The sequence below is a fragment of the Legionella cherrii genome (assembly GCF_900635815.1).
Lineage (GTDB): Bacteria > Pseudomonadota > Gammaproteobacteria > Legionellales > Legionellaceae > Legionella > Legionella cherrii.
The window spans coordinates 1418119-1438768 of the sequence record NZ_LR134173.1; the positions used below are offsets into that span (position 1 = coordinate 1418119).

Genomic DNA, 20650 nt, shown 5'->3' on the forward strand with positions numbered 1-20650 from the left:
GAATAGAGTTTTATAATATCTATTTTCAAGGAAGGACATTTTCATATCATTATCGATTTATAGGATTACATCCGCAGCTAAAAGATGTCGCTGACTTAATTAGTGAGCCAGCGTAGCCTTGCGGTGATAACAACCTCATAACACAACAAGAATACAGACTATAATTATGTATAAATGGGTTTTGGAGGTATGACAAATGCAAAAGAAAGAAGAGTTAGCCCCTATTCGTAATTTTAATATCTTCATTCAGGGTAATAGCGATGTTGAACTAAGTGCCTTAATCGCGAGATTAAATCAAATCAGTGAGGACTCCGCCTTAAACCTTAAGAAATTTCGATTCAATTTTGTTGGAAAACCCAAAGAGATTTATACCAATAAGTACAGGAACAAGCAGCTCTGCATGATAGTTTGTGATTTGGATAATTACAATTCAATAGAGGATTTAAAGCACTGGATGCAGGAGCTTGAGCGATATTTAAACAATAAAGTCGTTCGCATTATTGTTGCGAAGGAAGGTAAAACTCCCCAGGCGTCAGCTAACTGGAACTTAGTTCAAAATTATTGTAAAGAAAACGATATTTTTTTTGCTAAAGTCAATACCGAAAATGATGTCGGGATGAGTGCTTTATTCGAACAAACAGTCTTGTTACTGACGAATACTAAATACAGAGATATGTTAACAACTCAGGGAATTTGTCTGACTGAGTTAGAAGAAGGCAAAGGATTCGGTCTTGTAATGAAACTGACACTGTTGGCTAACGCTAAAGTGAGGCTCAACAATAAGGAATGGGATAACAAAGAAAGAGGCTTTTTCAGCCAAACAACACCTCCCGATATCGTAAAACTGAGAAAAACACTCGATGTTTCTTTAGATACCTTAACACCAGATAAAATTCTACAGTTATACAAAAAATATTCCGACCAATTGAACGAAGCTTTCAAAAAGTCCAAAAGCAGGGATCCCTTAGTAGTAGAACTATACAGACAACTCCATTTGGTTCAATATCTTCCTGAAAGAAAGTTGCATCAAGCTGCCAGTACTTTACTTCAACAATCACCATTGCCACCAGAAATTATTGAGCAAATTATTGTTTCGGCAGGAGGAAGTTTAAACGTATCTGAACGTGATGCCATGGATACTTTTGCGGATGCTCAAACCTATGAATTGAGTATGGGAAATATGAAAAATTTTTGCATCATAATGAAACGAATTTTAAAAGACATGAATAATCAAAAAGATAATCCGTCTATTATTGCTCTAAGATCAATTGAACAAACCTTCATCGATGAGCGAAGTGGGGTAAAACGGCAAACCCACAATGTACATCAATTAAATTCTATGAAAAACGAGTTAATCCAACAACATAAGAAAGAGATCATAAATCATTATGGTGAGGGCGCACGCCCAATTATTGAAAAACTATTGAAAACAAGCCTAGTTGATCATGAACAGTTCAATACTTTATTAGAGGATTTTAATGAAACTTGTCCACCAGAAATACCTGCTATATACAAACGAAATTTGTGAACAACTATTCACTGATGTTGGCTAGCGCATCAATAGGTCAAGTCCTGAACACAATCATATCAAAAGACACGATTTTTTCGCACGAACATAGAGGGTCAGGCCTTGAATTTTGCTTTGGTAAAAATTAAATCAGTTAAAGAATAGTTAACTAGTATAGCCCGTATTAGACGAAGTCGTAATGAGGGAACAATCTCGGCTTCCCCCACATTTTTATTAATAGGCAAGAATCCATCACCCAGTAAAACAATGGTATGCTCCACACCAGCGAGAAACCCGCATTACGACTTCGTCTAATAATACTACGCTTGCTAAAAATACCGATTAAAAGCAGATAGTTATGTTTGGTCGCGACTCAATCTTGCTGATTTATCTTGTTAGTTTCTTATTTTGTTTCCATTTTGATGCTTGCGTTTATGCCCAGTTTCATTAACATCAATTCATGATTAGCAAAATCCCCAATAATATATCTTTTAGGGGCAGGAAGTAATTTGACAACTGTTGGAATCGCGAAAATTTCATCAGATTGTGCACGCTTAGGATCAAGCATTAAGTCAATGACTTCAATCACATATTGTTCAGGAAGATACTGATTACAGAAATTTTTCAAGTTTGCTAAAGTTAGCATACAATGAGGGGTTTGACCTGCAATGTAAAGAATAAATCGCCATTCCTTACCAGAACCTTTGGATGACTTTTTTGAAGCAGCTGAAGTAGTTGTTTTTTTACTCATCTTACTTCTCTTTTTTGTCCGGTTTATGGGGTATTAAAATTCTAGTGTCGCGAACTTTTTTAAGACCTTCATCTGTTATTTGTTTAATTCGTTCCTGGTTGGCATATAACATTTTCATATTGTCATTAATGTTATTAAGCTGTTCGTTTAATGCGTTGATATCTGATTCAACTTTATTTTTTTCGGCTTTAAGCTGATGCATTTGTTGGTTAAATTCTTGCTTTTTGACAATATCTTCTATTTCCTCTTGCATCGCTTGAACAACACGAGCAGAGCCGACTAAAATTTTTCCAGCACCCATGTACACTTCATTGAGTGTAACTCCTTTGCTACTTATACGCATTTCGCGCATTAGATGAGAATGGGCCATACCACGTGATTTTTTAACAATAAGTAATGTGTTTTGCTCTAGATCAATTTCAATATTATTTAATAAAATCCAAGTGTCCATTATTGAAGAGACACCTATTTGTTCTTGCCCAGTAGTTTCATGCAATAAACTGGTCATAATGGTTGTGATTTGATTCAGCTTAAGAAAATTGATTAAGCGCGCTAACATTAATTTAACGCTATATTGAGAGCCTATAAGGTTTAAGTTGGATATAGGATCGATGACAACATTTTCAGGTTTAAATTGCTGGATCAGTTGCGTCATTTTAATTAAATGAGATTCTAAACCATAAACGCTAGGTCTTATAGAATGAAACAATAATGTACCATTGTTCTTCCATTGCTCCAGATTAATATTAATTGATTTCATATTACGTATTATCTGGTCAGAAGATTCCTCAAAAGCAAAGTAAATACACTTTTTACCTAATTTGCATTGACTGTCTACGAATATTGAGGCAAGAGTGGTTTTGCCAGTTCCTGCAGTTCCGTTAATCAATACACTTCCGCCCACATAATAACCCTTGCCACTTAGCACGTCATCCAATGTTTTAATTCCAGTTGAAACAAAATTTTTGGGAACAATAAAATCGAGGGTAATTGAGGTGATTGGCGAGAGGGTAATCCCTTGATAATCAATGATAAAAGGAAATTCATTAGAGCCATGGGATGACCCACGATATTTGATGATACGTAAAAAACGGGTGGCTAATTCATTACTTATCCTGTTATCAAGAAAAATAACACAATCAGCAACATACTCCTCCAGGCCATAACGGGATATTGTGTTTTGTCCTTTCTCACCCGTAATGATTGAGGTCACATTTTTGGTGCTTAACCAACGAAAAAGACGTTGTAATTCTGAGCGAATAATGCTGGTGTTATCTAGATGATTAAATAATACTTCAATTATATCAATAACAACTCGCTTTATTTTATACTTATCGATTAGATAACCTATTCGAATGAACAGCCCTTCCAGATTGTAGGTGCCTGACTCATCAAATTCAGCGCGATCTACGTGAATGTGTTGCAAAACCAGTTGCTCTGTTTTAATTTTTTCATTTAAATTGAATCCCAATGAATTGCAATTTGTAATCAGATCCTGTTCTGATTCTTCAAATGAAACAAATAAACCGGGCTCCTTGTTTTTTACGCCGTTGATTAAAAATTGCATACCAAAGAGCGTTTTACCGCTTCCTGCTTGGCCAATTATTAAAGTAGATCTGTTTCGGGGAAGACCTCCAAGTGTAATTTCATCAAAACCTTCGATTCCTGTTAAACATTTGATTAACTGCTCAGATGAAGGCGTCTTAGTTTTCTTTCCTTTTGCCATAGCAATGAACCTTTTTTTACCCTTACTTAGATAATTATCTTCGGTTGCCTGTTACGGTACATAACATCCAGCTCTATTCAGTATAGACTAGGAAAAATCTTATATGCGTTTTTCATATTGGATAAATTGTAATCAAAGCGATCTGTTCTACACTTTAAAGAGTAATAATTGGTTCTTAGAACTAGAATCTATTAAATAGGTTTTCTAACAGAAAGCGTTAGCATAATAGGAAATTATGGAAAGGCTTATTTTTACTTCAACAATAAATACCATCATCAGTGTCATTTTAACTGTTGGTGTTATTTGCATTGTTATTTTTTATATGATGCGCTCTAAAAAAAAATCAAGAACAATTCAATCTAAAATTCCTAATATTGAACAATTATTTTTAGAATTTACAGAAAATACTCAGCAAGTTTTATGGCGTATGTCAGTCAATACAAATAGATTAACTTATATTAGTCCTTCTGCTGAAAAAATATTTGGACGACCAGTTGAATTATTAAATAAAGATTCCGATAACTGGTTGAGTTTAGTTATTCCTGAAGATAAGCCAAAGTTAATGGCTGCTATTAATCAAGTGAAACAAGGTACTCCTATCATCACAGTCGATATTAAAATTTTGCGGGCAGATGGGTTCATTGCATTTCTATCAAATCTACTCTTTTCTTCAAAAGATGAGCAGGGAAAGCTAATCGCAATCCTCGGCGTTACCAGTGATATGACAGCACAATATTATATAGCCTTGCAAGAACGTCTGAGCTCAGAATTAAATAAACATTTAAGTCAAACATACAACATGAAACTCTTTGCAAAAAAAACACTACAATCGATATGCTTGGCTATAGGTTATGATATTGCTGAGCTTTGGATATTTGATGAAAAAGAGAGTACTTTAGGTTATTTGGTTAATTGGGCTCGGGATGATTTGAAGGTTAAGTTTTATAACAAAAAAACATTAGCGCTCTCCAAAAAAACAGAAAATATTTTTCAAGTCATGTGCTTACAAAATAATATTATCCAATACAGTACTCAATCTTCGCATCTTAAACAGATTTATTTAGGAGCTTCCATAAACCTGAAAGAAGTTGTTGGAATACCTATAGTGGCATCCAATAGTAAAATTGGGGTGATGTGTTTTTATAATCGACAAATATTAAATCTGGATAATGATGGTTATAAAATATTATCGGAATTTGCTATAGAGTTTGGCGAGTACCTTCAAAATAAGCTACTGATTGATCAGGTCAAATTTTATTCTGATTATGATGTATTAACAGGTCTATACAATCAAGCTTCATTTCTGCATAAAATAAGCGAGCTGATTAAGGAGAATGTAAAATCTATTGTTGTTATCAAGTTGCGAATCAATAATTTTAATCTCATTAATTACGCATTGGGCTATGATGTTGGGAATAAAATACTGCATGATGTGAGTAAAAAAATTACTGAATTTACATCGTCTTATAGCACTTCATTATCCAATATCGATATGGTTGCTCTCACTGAACCTGGAATATATGCTTTTGTATCGCATGAATTTAATGATCAAAACAGCATTATTGATTTTGTGAATAAATTGTTAGAAATAGTAAAAAAACCAATCAAAAAAAATAAACACGAAATTTTCTTAACAGCTAGTGTGGGAATTAGCCGATATCCACAAAATGGTACAATCCCTTCTCAACTATTGAGAAGTGCTATTTTGGCTCTTATTGACTCTTCAAAAGAAGGGAGCAATCAGTTTAAATTTGCAACAGAAGACACGATAAAAAAAACATCAACTCAAATTGAAATTGAAAATACAATGCATAAGGCTCTTAAGAATAATGAATTCGAGCTTTATTATCAGCCCAAGGTATCTCTAAAAACAGGAAAAATTATCGGTACTGAGGCACTAATTCGTTGGCATGATCCCAAAGGTACTATTCGTTTACCAGGTTATTTTATTCCTATTTGTGAAGAATCAGATTTGATTATAGAAATAAATGATTGGGTATTGGCTACTGCGATTAATGATATAGCACGAAGTGAGAATCCGATACAAACTTCTATTAATTTATCAGCCCGTCAATTCACTACTTCCTACAACTTATTAGAAAGATTAAAGCAATTGATAGCAAAATCTGGGGTGAATTATAAATATCTTGAGATGGAAGTTACCGAAACCTTATTGATGACTAATAGAATGCAGGCAACACATGTTATTTTGGAATTAAAAAAAATGGGGATTAGCCTTTCACTTGATGATTTTGGAACAGGGTATAGTTCTTTTGCCTATTTAAAAGATTTTGCGCCAGATGCTATCAAAATTGATAAATCATTTATTGACGGTGTGCCTGGAGATAATAATAGTATTAAAATAATCAATGCGATGATTTCAGTTTCTCATAGCTTAGGCTTGCGGTCTATTGCGGAAGGGGTGGAAACAGCTGATCAAGTCAAATTTTTAATAAGTGCTGGTTGTGATGAAATCCAAGGATACTATTTTTCTAAACCTATAACGTTTTCTGAAATTCAAGCGATGATTAAAAGTGATGTAAGCTTAAATTTTCCTGAGTAGTTATGCTTGAAAGTGTAAAGAGTAGTCCATTTAAATTATTGAGTACGTGCTTAGGTGCTCTGCGGGTGATTATAGCTGCCCCCTTAAATGGGAGAGAGCCAAATTTTGGGTCTACATTAGGTCTAGATGACTTTTTCTAACTTTCCAAAAACTACCGTAACTACTTGATTTTATTGGTGGGCCCACAATGACTTGAACCTAGGACCAACGGATAATGATCCCCCAACTTAATTTTTAACCAATTGATTTTATTATAAATTTTTCCGATGGGTTTTGCTGCAAATGGCTTACTGTGTCGTACGATGTTTCAAATACGACGATCGCCCGAAGTAGATATTTTACATTATTTACACTCAGCAATATATCTTCCTACAAGCTGTGAAATAAAAATAGCTAAATAGGCTTGACCACAGAAGGCTTCCATCCAGGACAAGCATTGCATAACAGGGCCAGTAGCTACTACATCGCCAAATCCCACAGTAGTTAAGGTGATGAAAGAATAGTAAATTGCTCTGGTCTCAGCATAAGGCTCCAAACCTGATATCGATTGAGGAACCAGTTCATAAATAAGCAAGTATAAATAGGCAAAGGTTAATCCAATAAAAAGATAAGCAGAGAGGGAACCAAATAAGGTTGTGATGCTAATCGTTTTATCTTGCAATGTCAGCCTTATACAAGTAGCAGTCATTAATAGGAAAAAAAGCATTCCGAAAAGTAATTTTAGAATATGTTCGGGAAAACTTATTATCCATATGTTAATTGCAATCAGAACTATTTCGAACACTCCTAAAACGAATAGACCGCGAAGAAATTTTTGCTTATGCTCGGCGATTACTATTAAGCTCATGATAATAAGGGTAATTAAAAACAAATCTGCAATTGGCCAAAGGCCAGTTTGTGCATCAATAGCTCTGAACATACAAAAAATCAAAATAACAAAGAATAAAAAAAGAAAACGTAATTTTTTTATAAGAGCTATCATTAATAGTCCATTAATTAAATTCCAGTCTATTTAGAAATTATAGATTCTAATTGGCAAAACTTTAACCCCGAATGATCGTATTTTGTTGAGGACTAAGGGGAACAATTCCCTATCTAAAGGAGGGCAGTAGGTCCCATTTTATTTTCATTTTTAATTATTCAAAAGACTGAAAAAAGATCAATCATTCATATTATTTATATTGATAGTAGTTACCATATTATTGGTTAAGGTTTTGTTGTTTCTTCTCAGGATTAATCCGATACAAAATGCAATAAAAGACTGGAACTAAAAACATGGTGAGTATCGTACCTACAGTCAATCCGAACATGATTGTTACCGGCCAAAGAAACCCAAAAAACATCTTGCAATAAAGGGATTACTCCCAATATGGTTGTCACAGCTGCATTCACTACGGGTGATAACCGACTTAACCCTGCTGCAATGACCGCTTCATAAGGCTTCATTCCACTGGTAATATTTATACTCACTTGATCCAATAACACCACTGAATTTTTGATCATCATCCCCGAAAGGCTCATCGCTCCTAACAAGGCAATAAACCCAAAAGGAACTCCTGTAATGAGCAAACCGAAAGTGATCCCAATCATCACAAAGGGTATCACTGCAATAATGATAAAAGAAGGTCGGTACGCATTAAATAACATCACAATAATTAATAGCATGATGATTACTGCTGGAAAAAGCCCAGGTTTTAATGCGTCAGCAGATTCTTTACTGCTTTTATATTCTCCATCCCACGTCAACGTGTATCCTGGAGGTAATTTAATTTTTTCGAATTCTGGCAAGATGCTTTCACGTAAAGTATTTGCAGTGACTTGATAAGGAGAACATTGAACGGTGATTGCTCTTTTACGATCCCAACGCCAAATAATGGGATCTGTCCAAGCAAGCTTAATACCATTAACTACTTGAGAAACAGGGATTGTTTGAGTACTCAATTGTGAATTGACTTGCAACAAGGGCAAGTCAACCGCTGCTGTATCTCGCTCACTAAGCGGCTGACGTAATATAATAGGAATCAGATTATCTTGCTCACGATAAAGCCCAACGTTAATCCCATCACTGGCCCTTTGAAATGTTTGGGCTAAATCAAGGCGTGAAATATTCGCCCAACGGGCACGCTCTTGCTGATACTCTGGAACTATTTGCAATACAGGCTCACGCCAATCTGTTCGCACATCAATAGCATGGGGATTAGCCCTTAGTATAGCTACTGCTTGATCCGCAAGATTTCGTAAAACGGTTGGACTTGCATTTGCCGGCCCACTAAATCGAGCAGCAATTTTCCAATTATTAAATGCCCCAACCGCATATTTGCGAACTCGTACCATGGATTGCGGAAAATTTTTATGATTCCATACGGGTAATGTAGCGACCAAACGATCTACATCTTGCAAACTCTTCATGTTAACAATCAATTGAGCATAAGAAGAATAAGGGAATTCTGATTCGACGGGTAAATAAAAACGAGGTGGGCCTTGACCAATAAAAGTACTCACACTCGTAACGCCTGGATCTTCAAGCAGCTTTTTTTCAAGTTTTTCAAGATCCTCAGAAACCACCTGGATACGAGTCCCCTCTGGTGCCCAATAATCTATCATTACTTGCAATCGTGATGAGTCAGGAAAATACATGATAGGGACATATCGAAAACCAATAATAGAGAGAGCCAACAGGCCACACATACTAAGAGTAAAAAGCCTGCGGTAATTTACTACTGTTTCCAATAGGTACTTATATCCTTTATAAAACCGACTCGTATATGCATCCTCTTGGTTGGCTACTTGCTTGGGGTCTGGTATAAATAAAATACAAAAAAGAGGTGTGGCTGTTTGGGAAAGTACCCAACTTAAAATAAGCGAAACTGCAATTACGGTAAACAAACTTCCTGCATATTCCCCAGTATCATAGGTCGAAGCAAAAATGGGGTAAAAAGCCATGCATGCAACAATGGTTGCACCCAACAATGGCAAGGATGAAATACTTGCTGCATCTACAGCTGCTTTTTCTCGTGCTACTCCTTGCTGCAATCGACTAATAAATCCATCAACTACCACAATCGCATTATCAACCATCATCCCCATGGCAATAATTAATGCGCCTAATGAAACACGTTGAAGATCAATGTGTACCATTTGCATTATGATAAAAGTACCTAAAATTGCCAATATCAGCCCGGAAACACCGATTATCATGCCGGCCCTTATTCCCATTGTGAAAGCCAACACCAATAAAACAATGAGCACTGCTTCAACTAAATTGATGAGGAAAGAATTGATGGATTCAGCAACGATATCGGATTGCCATGAGATTTTATGAATCTCTATTCCTCTTGGAAGTTTAGCTTGCAGCTCCTCAAGGCGTTCATTGACATCTTGGCCCACTTTTACTGCATTCACACCGGATAATGGCGCTAATGCGATACCAATTGCTGGCAGACCTGAATAGCGCATCAACTGCTCAGGGGGATCGATATAGCCCTCTTTAACATCCGCAAAATCACGGATCCTGATGATTTCTTCGCTTTTCTTAGGTTTATTTAATTTTAACTGTGGAATAATCGCCAAATCACCAATAGCATCCGCCGTAGTAAATTCACCTGTTGGTGCAATTCTCATCCGTTGAAATTGATAATCTACATGACCTGCATCGACAACCTGGTTTTGAAATTTTAATGTGCGCTCCAAATCAGCAATGGTCACTTCTAATTGAGAAAGTTGAGTATTTGAAATATCTAAATAAATTCTCTTTTTCTGGACACCCCATAAATCAACACGTGCAACTCCAGGAACAATACTAAGCTCCTTTTGTATTTCTTTTGTATAGTTTTCAAGTTCAGCATAGCTGAATCCATCTGATGTCACTGCCAAGAGAAAGCCAAATACATAGCCAAAATCATCTCCTACAAAAGGTGAGTCTGTCCCTGGAGGTAAATTACTTTTGATATCCTGTACTTTTTTTCGTAAATTGTCCCAGACTTGTGGCAAGCGGTCAGACCAATATTCGTTTTTAATGTTGACTTTGATAATAGAAAGTCCAGGTCTGGAAATTGAAGAAATGTCCTTCACCTCCGACATTTCTTGAATTTTTTTTTCGATGAGATCAGTAACTTCCAACTCAACTTGTTCTGCACTGGCGCCTGGATAATGTGTGGTAATTGTTGCTGTTTTAACTGTAAATTCAGGATCCTCCAAACGCCCAAGTTTAAAGAAACAAATAGAGCCGGCAAAGACCAGCAACATCAAAATAAATGAGGTTACCGTTTTATTTTTAATTGCAAAGTCGGCTAAGGCCATATCTAATTATCCTGCTCATTTAAAATAGTGACCTTCTCTCCTTCCTCTAAGCTATGAATACCTGCAGTCACTACCCATTCTCCTGCATGCAAACCTTTAATAACAGAAATACCTGTCGGGGTAAGTTCTCCAATCTGTATTTGACATCGATGGACTTGGTAGGTTTTTGGATTAATTATCCATACATAAGTCTTTTTTTCGGAGTCAGTAGTCACCACAGCAGAAGATGGAATCGTAAATTTATTTTGCGTATTCTTAGTTTGCTCAATATGGCCAGTAGCTTTACCGGCCATACCGGGTAAAATTTCAACATCTTTAGGTTGTTGCATGATTAAAGTTACTGGATAAGTTCGGGTTTCAGGAGATGCTTCATTACTGATTTCTTTTATTTGTGCAGGAATTGCGACATTGGGAAATGAATCAAAATGAACAACAATATCTTTTACATTAGGAATATAGCTTATCACTCCCTCAGGCATCTGCAGTACCATTTCAATTTGAGAAGTATCTAATAATCTGGCAATATTCTGTTTGCTCGCTATCGTCTGATAATTTTCAACATATAAGGTTGAAATTTTTCCATCAAATGGAGCCTTGAGTACACTATCTTTAAGTGATTTTTCTGCTAAATCTTGATTTGCTTTAGAAACCCCAAGTTTTGCTTTTAATAGATCATAATCAGCTTTTGAAATATGACCTTTACCTACCAATGCCTGAGCCCTGAGAAAATTTTGTTGATCTCGGGTAAACTCAGCTTGGGCTGATTGTAATTTTGCCTCAAATTCCAACGGGTCAAGTTTTGCAATTAATGAACCTTTCTTAACGTTGTCACCAATCTTAACCGGTAACTCAATTAAAGAGCCACTCACATTAAATGACAAATTGACTTGTTGAAAAGCTCTTGCTCGACCTGGAAACGCGCGTCCATTGAATGCATTGGTGTTACCTATTTGAATGGCTTTAACAGGTCTGGTTTGTCTAGGAGTATGATTCTTATCATTTTGGCTGCATGAAATCCCAAAGGCAGAAACTATGAGTAAAATAAAATAATAAACTCGTGATGAAACTAGTTTTCTCATAAAAATCATCCTTGACTATAGAGCTTTTACTATTCATTGATATTAAATTTCTTTGATATTTATTTGTGCTGCATTGCCATTTTCAGTATAGTTTAAAAAAGCATTATATACCTTTTATTTTATTGAATTTTAATTATTTTTGGAAAAATATGAGCAATGTGCAACAAAATTTTATCCTTAAGGTTCATAATCTAATCGATATTGTTATTCTTCCCCTACAAGATCCCTTTTCAGAATATGCGCCCGGAGCAATAGTCCGTTGGTTCTAAAAATAAATTGATAATAAAACGATATCTTACGGAATGTATGTATACTGTTTTGCGTGTTTTTTCGTGAAAATTAACCCACAAAGTCACACAATATTTTTAGATAATTGGGAAATAATTTGTAACTTGTTGAATTTAAATAATTTTGTTGGTGGGCCCACTAGGACTTGAACCTAGGACCAACGGATTATGAGTCCGCTGCTCTGACCAACTGAGCTATGGGCCCGGAGAGGGGGTCATTTTAAACTTAATTGGCTTAATGTGCTAGTTTTTTTTGAGATTTTTTAGAGATTTTTCTGTGTGTTTGAGGAAAGGGGGATGAAATTCTTTTATCTTTGGAGATAGGAAGAAACCCGCATTATGCTTGTGCTAATGCGGGCTACGTTTCGTGATAACCTTTTAGCCTTCATCGCCTTCTAAGAAGCTTCTCAGTTTTTCTGAACGAGAAGGGTGGCGCAGTTTGCGGAGCGCTTTGGCTTCGATTTGACGAATTCTCTCGCGAGTTACGTCAAATTGTTTGCCCACTTCTTCCAGGGTATGGTCGGTATTCATTTCGATACCAAAACGCATACGCAGTACTTTGGCTTCTCTTGGGGTTAAGGTTTCCAAGATTTCCAGAGTCGCTTCGCGTAAACCTTCGGCGGTTGCCATATCAATTGGCGATTCGATGTTGTTGTCTTCAATAAAGTCACCTAAGTGTGAATCATCATCGTCACCGACTGGGGTTTCCATGGAAATAGGTTCTTTGGCTATTTTTAAAACTTTGCGAATCTTGTCTTCGCTCAATTCCATTTTTTCCGCGAGTTCTTCAGGGGTGGCTTCACGGCCAGTTTCTTGAAGAATTTGTCTGGAAATGCGGTTAAGCTTGTTGATCGTTTCGATCATGTGTACCGGAATACGGATGGTACGTGCTTGGTCGGCGATGGAGCGGGTAATTGCCTGTCTAATCCACCAGGTTGCATAGGTAGAGAATTTGTAACCACGACGGTATTCAAATTTATCTACTGCTTTCATGAGGCCGATGTTACCTTCCTGAATCAAATCAAGGAATTGCAAACCACGGTTGGTGTATTTTTTCGCGATGGAAATAACCAAACGTAAGTTGGCCTCAACCATTTCTTTTTTGGCGCGACGTGCTTTGGCTTCACCAATAGACATTTTGCGATTGATGTCTTTAATTTCTCCGATCGTCAAACCATATTCCACTTCGAATGCGACCAAACGAGATTGGATGCGCAAAATTTCGTCGGTGTTTTCCTGGATACGAGCCATATCGAGCTTTTTGCCGTGTTTGGCAATAATGCCATTGAGCCATTCCATATCCGTTTCTTGGCCTGGAAATGTATCAATAAACAGTTTACGTGGGATTCGCGCTCTTTCGATACAAAGACGCATTATACCGCGCTCGAATTCTCTAATGTGGTTACGCAATTGACGGAAATGACGCGTTAAGCGATCAACTTGTCTGGAAGTGAGCTTAAGCTTTAAGAACGATTCAGACATTTTCTCCAAGGCTTTAAGCGTTTTGGCATGTTCTCTACCATGCTCTTTTAACGCCACCATGGCTTCTTCATACGTATCACGTAACTCATCAAAATAAATTTTAGCTTGTTCTGGATTGGGACCGTCATCGACTTCGCCAATACCGCCTTCGCCATCTTCATCTTCTTCATCAGACAACAGTAAGTCATCGATTTGTTGCTCTTCCAGCATGGAGCCAATGCTTGCAGCGGGAGCTACTTCATCTTCAACGTCAGAGAAGCCACTGATAATTTCATTGAGGCGAATTTCTTGGGCATTAAAGCGCTCATAGTCATCAAGTACTAATTGAATCGTTTCTGGGTAACTTGCCAAAGATTTAAGTACTTGGTAAATCCCTTCTTCAATGCGTTTCGCAATGCGGATTTCACCTTCGCGGGTTAGCAGCTCTACGGTACCCATTTCCCGCATGTACATGCGAACTGGATCGGTTGTGCGTCCAGTTTCTTTATCCACAGAAGCAAGTACCATTGCGGCTTCTTCGATATCAGGTACTTCTTCTGTATTCAGCAGAAGTGCCAGTTCATCATCGCCGGGGGGTAACTCAAATACTTTGATGTTCATGCCTTCCAGCATGCTGATAATGACATCAAAATGTTCTGTGTCGACTATATTAGGCAAAAGGTCATTGATTTGGCTGTAAGTCAAGTAACCCTGCTCTTTTCCCAAGCTAATGACTTTGGTTATCTGTGAGCTTTGCTGTTCTTGATCGTTCATGGTCATAGGCACTTCTCTAGGGACAATTAGACACAATCCTAAAAAACAAATAAACCACGTAGCATTTAAAACACCAGTTGGAAATAATTGCTTCTTTAGGATTACAAAATCTTACAATTATAGACCGGTAGTTTGCAACATACTAGTAATTTTTCACTGCTTTTTTTAGAACATCCTATTTATGAGGCTTGGGTTCATTATGATGAGGCGTCACGTTATCATATTTCATACAAAATGCACAATAAAATCCATTTTGGTTGTTGTTGACCATCAATGGCTTGCATTGAGGAACCTCGGTGCAAGAGAGACGCAAGCGAACCAGTTACACGCCGCTGTTTCAAATATGCCGTTCTTTTAACATTTCTTGCAATTGTATTTTTTCTTCTTCATTCAACCCGTGCTGGCGTGATTTATTAATCAGTTGGCGTATGGTTAATTCACGATTTTGCTTTTGTAAAAACAGGATAATATCAATGAATTCCTTGACTAATTCTTGTTCGGGAACCAGATGGTCCCAGGCCGCAAGTTTGTTCAGGGACTCAAAATAAGGATGATTACGCCACGATTCAATTAATGTAGCCGTAGTGGCTTGCGGGTTTGCTTCCAGTTGATCTAACACGCTCAGTAAAATTTCATGCTCTTTCGCATCCAAAAGCTCAAGATTGATTTGTTGTTTGATCTGGCTATAAATTTCCGGATGTTGTAAGAGGAGGGCAACCGCAATACGCATTGGCGTACGGGCAATGGTCATTGCCTGTTCTTGCTGGGGCGATTTAGACTCCTCAGTAACTAACTGGGTTAATCGGTGGGTTTCGATATGAGTTAAACGCGCCAGATCCTCAATAAGGAGTTGTTTATACGAACCTTCATCCATTTTTTGTAAAAATGGTTTGGCCAAATTGATGAGTTGGGTTTTGCCTGCGGGTCGAAGTAAATTGAGGTCTTTGGCTAAGTTATCAAAAAGAAAACGGTGCAATGGGGTAGCTTGCTTGAGTCGTTTTAAAAAATTGTCTTTACCTTCCTCTCGAACCAAACTGTCCGGATCGTGCCCATCGGGTAAGAACATAAAACTGGCATCCAGGCCTAAATTTAAATGCGGCAAGCTGCTTTCAAGGGCACGCCATGCTGCTTGTCTTCCGGCATTATCGCCATCAAAACAAAAAATTAATGACTTGGTATGTTTGGCAAGCAGTTGAATGTGATAGGTACTGGTCGCAGTGCCTAAGGTGGCTACCGCATTCATAATTCCATGTTGGGCTAATGCAATCACATCCATGTACCCTTCAACTACAATTATGTACTCTACTGCTTTTTGTTGGCTTAGAATTTGATGTAAGCCATACAATTCTCTGCTTTTTTGAAAAATGACGGTTTCAGGAGAGTTAAGGTATTTGGGTTTTTGTTCCTTATCCAGTACCCGTCCACCAAAACCTATAATGCGCCCATGGCGGTCATGAATAGGGAACATGACGCGGTTACGGTAGCGATCATAGATTTTTCCATCTTCATTTTTAATCAACATCCCTGTTGCAAGCAGTTCGCGTTGATTGCGGGGGAATGCTTTTTCGAGGTGGTGCCATCCTTCGCTTGCATAACCTAATTGATACAGTTTGGCAATTTCGCCGCTTAAACCTCTACCTCGCAAATAATCAATCGCAGGTTGCCCTTCATGCTTTAATTTTTTTTGATAATGAAGACTCACCGCCGACAAGAGTTTATAAAGATCCTGGGAGGGATTAGTTTTCTCAGTTTGTTTGTCCCGCGGAATTGTTAAACCGACACGGGTAGCCAGGGTTTCCACTGCATCAACAAATCCCTGGTTGAGGTAGTTCATGACAAAGCTGATGGCATTTCCTGAGGCGCCACAACCAAAGCAGTGATAAAACTGTTTTTTGGCAACGACATTAAATGAAGGGGATTTTTCATTATGAAAAGGACAGCACGCAATATGACTGTTCCCTCGTTTTTTCAAGGGAACATAGCTGTCAATTAATTCAACCAGATCCGTGCGGTGGAGAAGATCATCAATGAATGGCTGCGGGATTAAGCCAGACATAGGGATCCTTAGCTTAGCTTAGCCTTAATCATGGCACTGACTTGCGCCATATCAGCACGTCCTTGCAAGCTGGGCTTTAAAAGTGCCATAACTTTACCCATGTCTGCCATCTTTTCAGCGCCAGTTGAGGCAATCGCCTCTTGAACCATATTCTCAATTTCTGCAGCAGACAAAGGCTCAGGCAAATATTTCTTCAGGATATCCAGTTCAAATTGTTCTTGAGCAACCAGATCATCTCGGTTGGCTTTTTCATATTGCGCGATAGATTCTTTACGTTGCTTGCTCATTTTATCTAAAATAACCAACATACGCTCATCATCGACTTCGATACGTTCATCGACTTCAACTTGTTTGACGGCAGCAGTAATTAAACGAAGTGCGGCTAACAATTCTTTTTCTTTGGCTCGCATTGCATCTTTAACATCATTATTGAGACGTTCTTTAATAGTCATTTTTTATTCCTTAAAATCGAATGAGCGGCTCGGCCCTATGTAAGGAAACCTCTGTCCTCACTACCATGAGTTTGGGAAGAAGTTTAATCTATTCTAAAAAGCGAAAGGCCACTAAATACAACATCATAATCATCTATCAAATTGTGACTATGCGAAGTACATGTGGCCTAGTAAAAAATACAGGACAGGCAAAAATCCTATTTACGTCGGCGTTTGCCGCCTTGTTGTTTTGCTGTCATATCACGAGAAATTTTCTTCAGATGACGTTTTACTGCAGCAGCTTGCTTGCGCTTACGTTCAGCAGTTGGTTTTTCATAAAATTCACGACGGCGTAACTCGGTTAAAATACCGGCTTTTTCACAAGAGCGCTTAAAACGGCGCAGTGCGTATTCTGGATTTTCGCCTTCTTTGACGCGAACTGTAGGCATTAAATAGTCCTCTGGTTATTTGATCTTAATAGGTGGGCAATTCTAGTGCTAGTTGAAGCCCTCGTCAAGTTTTAAATCAACAATTTTATTTTTTAATAAGTACAGCTTGAATATTGGGTAATCTGAGGAGGGCACACCTCTTAGGCTACACCCCCCGCGGTAAGGGCGGACTTAGAAGATTCAGGAGAAGCCAGCTGAAACTGGTATCGAGCAGTGAGTTTTCCGTCTCCGCCGCGTTTCACCCAGTCTCTATGATATATGGTACAATGACTGAATTTTTTTATCAGGTCCTTTTTATGTTGGTTTTAGGTATTGAATCCTCTTGTGATGAAACTGGAGTAGCGATTTATGATTCCGATGCTGGTTTGTTAGCGCATGCGTTGCATTCGCAAATTGACACCCATCGAGTGCATGGTGGTGTGGTACCTGAGCTTGCTTCCCGGGATCATATTAATTATTTGGTGCCTTTACTCGATAAAGTATTACAACAGGCAGGGCTTGATAAAAAAGCATTGGATGGAATTGCTTATACGGCAGGCCCAGGGCTAATTGGTGCATTATTGGTTGGTTCCTGTTTTGCCAAAAGCTTGGCCTATGCATTACAAATTCCTGCGTTAGCCATTCATCATTTGGAAGCACATCTTTTGGCGGCAAAAATGGAAACGCCTTCACTCGAATTTCCTTTTATTGCGCTTTTGGTATCCGGCGGCCATTGCCAACTGGTTGACGTCAGGGATTTGGGGCAATACAGCATACTCGGAGATACTCTCGATGATGCGGTGGGTGAGGCGTTTGATAAAACCGCCAAGTTAATGGGAATACCCTATCCTGGAGGTCCGGTACTCGCAGCGCTTGCTGATCAATGTGAATCAACTCCTTATCGTTTTCCTCGTCCTATGACCGACCGCCCCGGCCTTGAGTTTAGCTTTAGTGGTTTAAAAACATTCGCCTTAAATACTTGGAATCAAAGCGCAAAAGATGAATGTGCACGCGCTGAAATTGCCAAGGCATTTCAGCAAGCCGTTGTGGATACCTTGATGATTAAATGCAAACGCGCGGTACAAGAATCTGGGTGTAATCAATTGGTAGTTGCAGGGGGAGTAGGGGCGAACAAAGCCTTACGTTCAGGCTTAAGTGAATGGATTCAGAGTATTGGCGGGACGATTTATTTTCCAGCTTTAGAATATTGTACCGATAATGGTGCGATGATTGCTTATGCCGGATGTTTGCGGATGTTAAGGGGGGAAAAGGATTTAAGTGATGCAGTAGAAGTTAAGGCACGATGGCCTTTGGCTTAATCATTTGATATGTGTTAAAATAAATCAATATGATACTTATTTATATTGAGAGGCAGAAAATGGGCAAAAGTAAATGGGTAAAATTCCATAGTGCACACAGTCCATTGCAAATTGAAAAAGTTAATTCTGGAGAAGGGATTAGATTAGGGGAGGATTGGAATAGGGCTATGAAGTACACAGGTGATCCTGAGCAACGCAGGCAAATATTAATAGATGGGAAACCGATTACCACATTTGCTGATGATTATGGTTTACTGAGTGACGTAGACGATGTCGAAAAATTTTTTAAAGAAGTGATTTTGGGAAAGATGGATCCTAAACTTAAAGAAAAAGATATGAAAGAAGCCATTGATTTTCTAAAGAAAACCTTCCATCAAGGAGGACTTATGCATCCAGTGTCAGGTGCTCTTGCCACATCCATGGAACGAGATGCACTGCCAGGTGAACCGGATGCTCGAGATGGAAAAATTGCTTATGGAACAATAACGAACATGCAGATAGTTGTTAATATTATTCCTACAAAAGAGGGATTTAAGGTAAAAGAAAATGTTGGAGTACAAAACATCATTGTATCCGAAAATGGTTTTGAGAAATATGGTATTAAATACAACACACAACGCACTAAAGACGGAAAAGTATATAAACTAGCAGACGATCCGACCATTTCTCGAGAAGATAAAGGAAATATTATCGAAGCACAAGGAGAAATTGCAGTCGATTTGTCACACGCTGAAAAACCAAAAATATCTATCGAGAGCAACGCAATAAACTATGGGGATCACAGAGTCGAGGCAGCGTTGCACAATCATTCTTTGATGCAATGGATAATTGATTTTGTCAAAAATGCTTTTGGTTATAATAAAATTGAAGTTTTAGAGCCGGTAAAAGCTGAGCCATTCGATATCGATGCTGAAGAAATGCAATCTATAGGTCCAAACACATTTTAATCACTGCATAAAGATAGTGATGCGCATAAAAAACTGCCAGAGGGACACCGACCAGTATTTAACTTTTGTGTTCGTTTTAAGTCCCTAAAAATCTTAAAGAAGATTTTTAGGGATTTTGATATTTCGTATGATTTTATTCCGCAGGAGGTTTCTTAGTTTTTACTTTCGGTGCAGTTGCTTTTTTAGCAGGCTTGGCTTTCTTTTCAGGGGACTCGGCCTTTTTAGTGGTTGTTTTTGTAGTTTTAGTTGTTTTTGTTGCTTTAGGTGGAGTCACTACGGTTTTGGTAATGGTGATGGTTTCTACTTCAATTGCTACTTCAGGGGCAGATGCTTCTGTTTTTCTAACGGGTGTCACAGCCTCGGGCGGCTCATCCTGCATAATGTCGTTAATCACATTATTCTTTAATTTAATTTTTGGTTCTTTTTTGTCAATAAGTCGCACAATATTGTCTTTGTGCTTGTAGAGCACTAAGAGGGCCATGATGAAAATAGGGGGGAAAATATCCAAACGTTGGATAAGTAACAGCGAATAAAATGGGGAAAAACCTACAGCAGTAATCGATGCCAAAGAGGAATAGCGGGAGAATTTAGCGACCAACAACCAAGTTGCTGCGACTAAAACACCGACCAGAAAATGAAATCCCAAGAGCGCTCCAATTGCCGTTGCAACCCCTTTTCCCCCTTTAAAGTCAAAGAAAACCGGGTACATATGGCCGATAACTGCTGCTAAAGCAGTAAACCCTACTGTAGCAGGACTGGCATCCAAGAGTTTGGCGATGAGTACGGGAATAGTGCCTTTGAGTATATCGGTAATCATAACCAAGGCTGCATATTTTTTTCCTGCAAGCCGCAAAACATTCGTTGCGCCAGGATTTTTTGAGCCCTCAATCCGTGGGTCAGGTAAAGAAAACGTTTTACTCACAATGACTGCAGAGCAAAAAGATCCCATTAAATAAGCAAGAACTACCAAGAATATGAACAATATCACCGATTGCTCCTTTTTCGGAAAGTAACTTATTATT

At 38.1% G+C, this 20650-nt stretch carries 14 protein-coding genes and 1 tRNA gene; 4 read left to right on the top strand and 11 right to left on the bottom strand.

What is annotated here, in order from left to right; genetic code table 11:
• Positions 1-196: 196 nt before the first annotated feature.
• Positions 197-1528 carry a P-loop NTPase family protein gene (locus EL022_RS06125; protein ID WP_028381239.1) on the top strand — a complete coding sequence of 444 codons (1332 nt, stop codon included), beginning with the start codon at positions 197-199 and terminating at the stop codon, positions 1526-1528.
• 382 nt (positions 1529-1910) lie between these two features.
• Here the strand turns inward: EL022_RS06125 and EL022_RS06130 are convergent, their stop codons facing one another.
• Positions 1911-2258, bottom strand: a complete 348-nt coding sequence (locus EL022_RS06130) for a circadian clock KaiB family protein (protein WP_028381238.1) — start codon at positions 2256-2258, stop codon at positions 1911-1913.
• Position 2259: 1 nt separating this feature from the next.
• A complete protein-coding gene (kaiC, locus tag EL022_RS06135) occupies positions 2260-3984 on the bottom strand; it encodes a circadian clock protein KaiC (RefSeq protein ID WP_035900861.1) in 1725 nt (574 codons plus the stop codon).
• Between the two features lie 235 nt (positions 3985-4219).
• Between kaiC and EL022_RS06140 the strand changes: the two genes are divergently transcribed.
• Positions 4220-6547, top strand: a complete 2328-nt coding sequence (locus EL022_RS06140; RefSeq protein ID WP_028381237.1) for an EAL domain-containing protein — start codon at positions 4220-4222, stop codon at positions 6545-6547.
• A 343-nt stretch (positions 6548-6890) separates the two neighbouring features.
• Here the strand turns inward: EL022_RS06140 and EL022_RS06145 are convergent, their stop codons facing one another.
• The 8 genes from EL022_RS06145 to rpsU all read right to left on the bottom strand — a co-directional run bounded on the left by EL022_RS06145 (position 6891) and on the right by rpsU (position 17383).
• A complete protein-coding gene (locus tag EL022_RS06145) occupies positions 6891-7529 on the bottom strand; it encodes an ion channel (RefSeq protein WP_028381236.1) in 639 nt (212 codons plus the stop codon).
• 251 nt (positions 7530-7780) lie between these two features.
• Positions 7781-10846, bottom strand: coding sequence for an efflux RND transporter permease subunit (locus tag EL022_RS06150; RefSeq protein WP_197718073.1), 3066 nt, complete (start codon positions 10844-10846; stop codon positions 7781-7783).
• Positions 10847-10848: 2 nt separating this feature from the next.
• Positions 10849-11925, bottom strand: a complete 1077-nt coding sequence (locus EL022_RS06155; RefSeq protein ID WP_028381235.1) for an efflux RND transporter periplasmic adaptor subunit — start codon at positions 11923-11925, stop codon at positions 10849-10851.
• A 415-nt stretch (positions 11926-12340) separates the two neighbouring features.
• A tRNA-Ile gene (locus EL022_RS06160) sits at positions 12341-12417 on the bottom strand.
• A gap of 173 nt (positions 12418-12590) precedes the next feature.
• Positions 12591-14453, bottom strand: coding sequence for an RNA polymerase sigma factor RpoD (gene rpoD / locus EL022_RS06165; RefSeq protein WP_028381234.1), 1863 nt, complete (start codon positions 14451-14453; stop codon positions 12591-12593).
• Positions 14454-14784: 331 nt separating this feature from the next.
• The gene (dnaG, locus tag EL022_RS06170) at positions 14785-16503 is read right to left on the bottom strand and encodes a DNA primase (RefSeq protein WP_028381233.1); all 1719 of its coding nucleotides are present in this window, start codon (positions 16501-16503) and stop codon (positions 14785-14787) included.
• A gap of 8 nt (positions 16504-16511) precedes the next feature.
• The gene (locus tag EL022_RS06175; RefSeq protein WP_028381232.1) at positions 16512-16955 is read right to left on the bottom strand and encodes a GatB/YqeY domain-containing protein; all 444 of its coding nucleotides are present in this window, start codon (positions 16953-16955) and stop codon (positions 16512-16514) included.
• Between the two features lie 197 nt (positions 16956-17152).
• Entirely contained in the window at positions 17153-17383 is a 231-nt protein-coding gene (rpsU, locus tag EL022_RS06180; protein WP_010652681.1) for a 30S ribosomal protein S21, read from the bottom strand.
• Between the two features lie 296 nt (positions 17384-17679).
• On the opposite strand from rpsU, the gene tsaD reads away from it, so the two are divergent.
• Both tsaD and EL022_RS06190 read left to right on the top strand, forming a co-directional pair.
• Complete coding sequence (gene tsaD / locus EL022_RS06185; protein ID WP_028381231.1) at positions 17680-18681, top strand: tRNA (adenosine(37)-N6)-threonylcarbamoyltransferase complex transferase subunit TsaD; 1002 nt, start codon at positions 17680-17682, stop codon at positions 18679-18681.
• 59 nt (positions 18682-18740) lie between these two features.
• Positions 18741-19628 carry a hypothetical protein gene (locus EL022_RS06190; RefSeq protein WP_028381230.1) on the top strand — a complete coding sequence of 296 codons (888 nt, stop codon included), beginning with the start codon at positions 18741-18743 and terminating at the stop codon, positions 19626-19628.
• Between the two features lie 133 nt (positions 19629-19761).
• On the opposite strand, the gene plsY is transcribed toward EL022_RS06190, so the two are convergent.
• Positions 19762-20616 carry a glycerol-3-phosphate 1-O-acyltransferase PlsY gene (gene plsY / locus EL022_RS06195; RefSeq protein WP_028381229.1) on the bottom strand — a complete coding sequence of 285 codons (855 nt, stop codon included), beginning with the start codon at positions 20614-20616 and terminating at the stop codon, positions 19762-19764.
• Between the last annotated feature and the right edge of the window lie 34 nt (positions 20617-20650).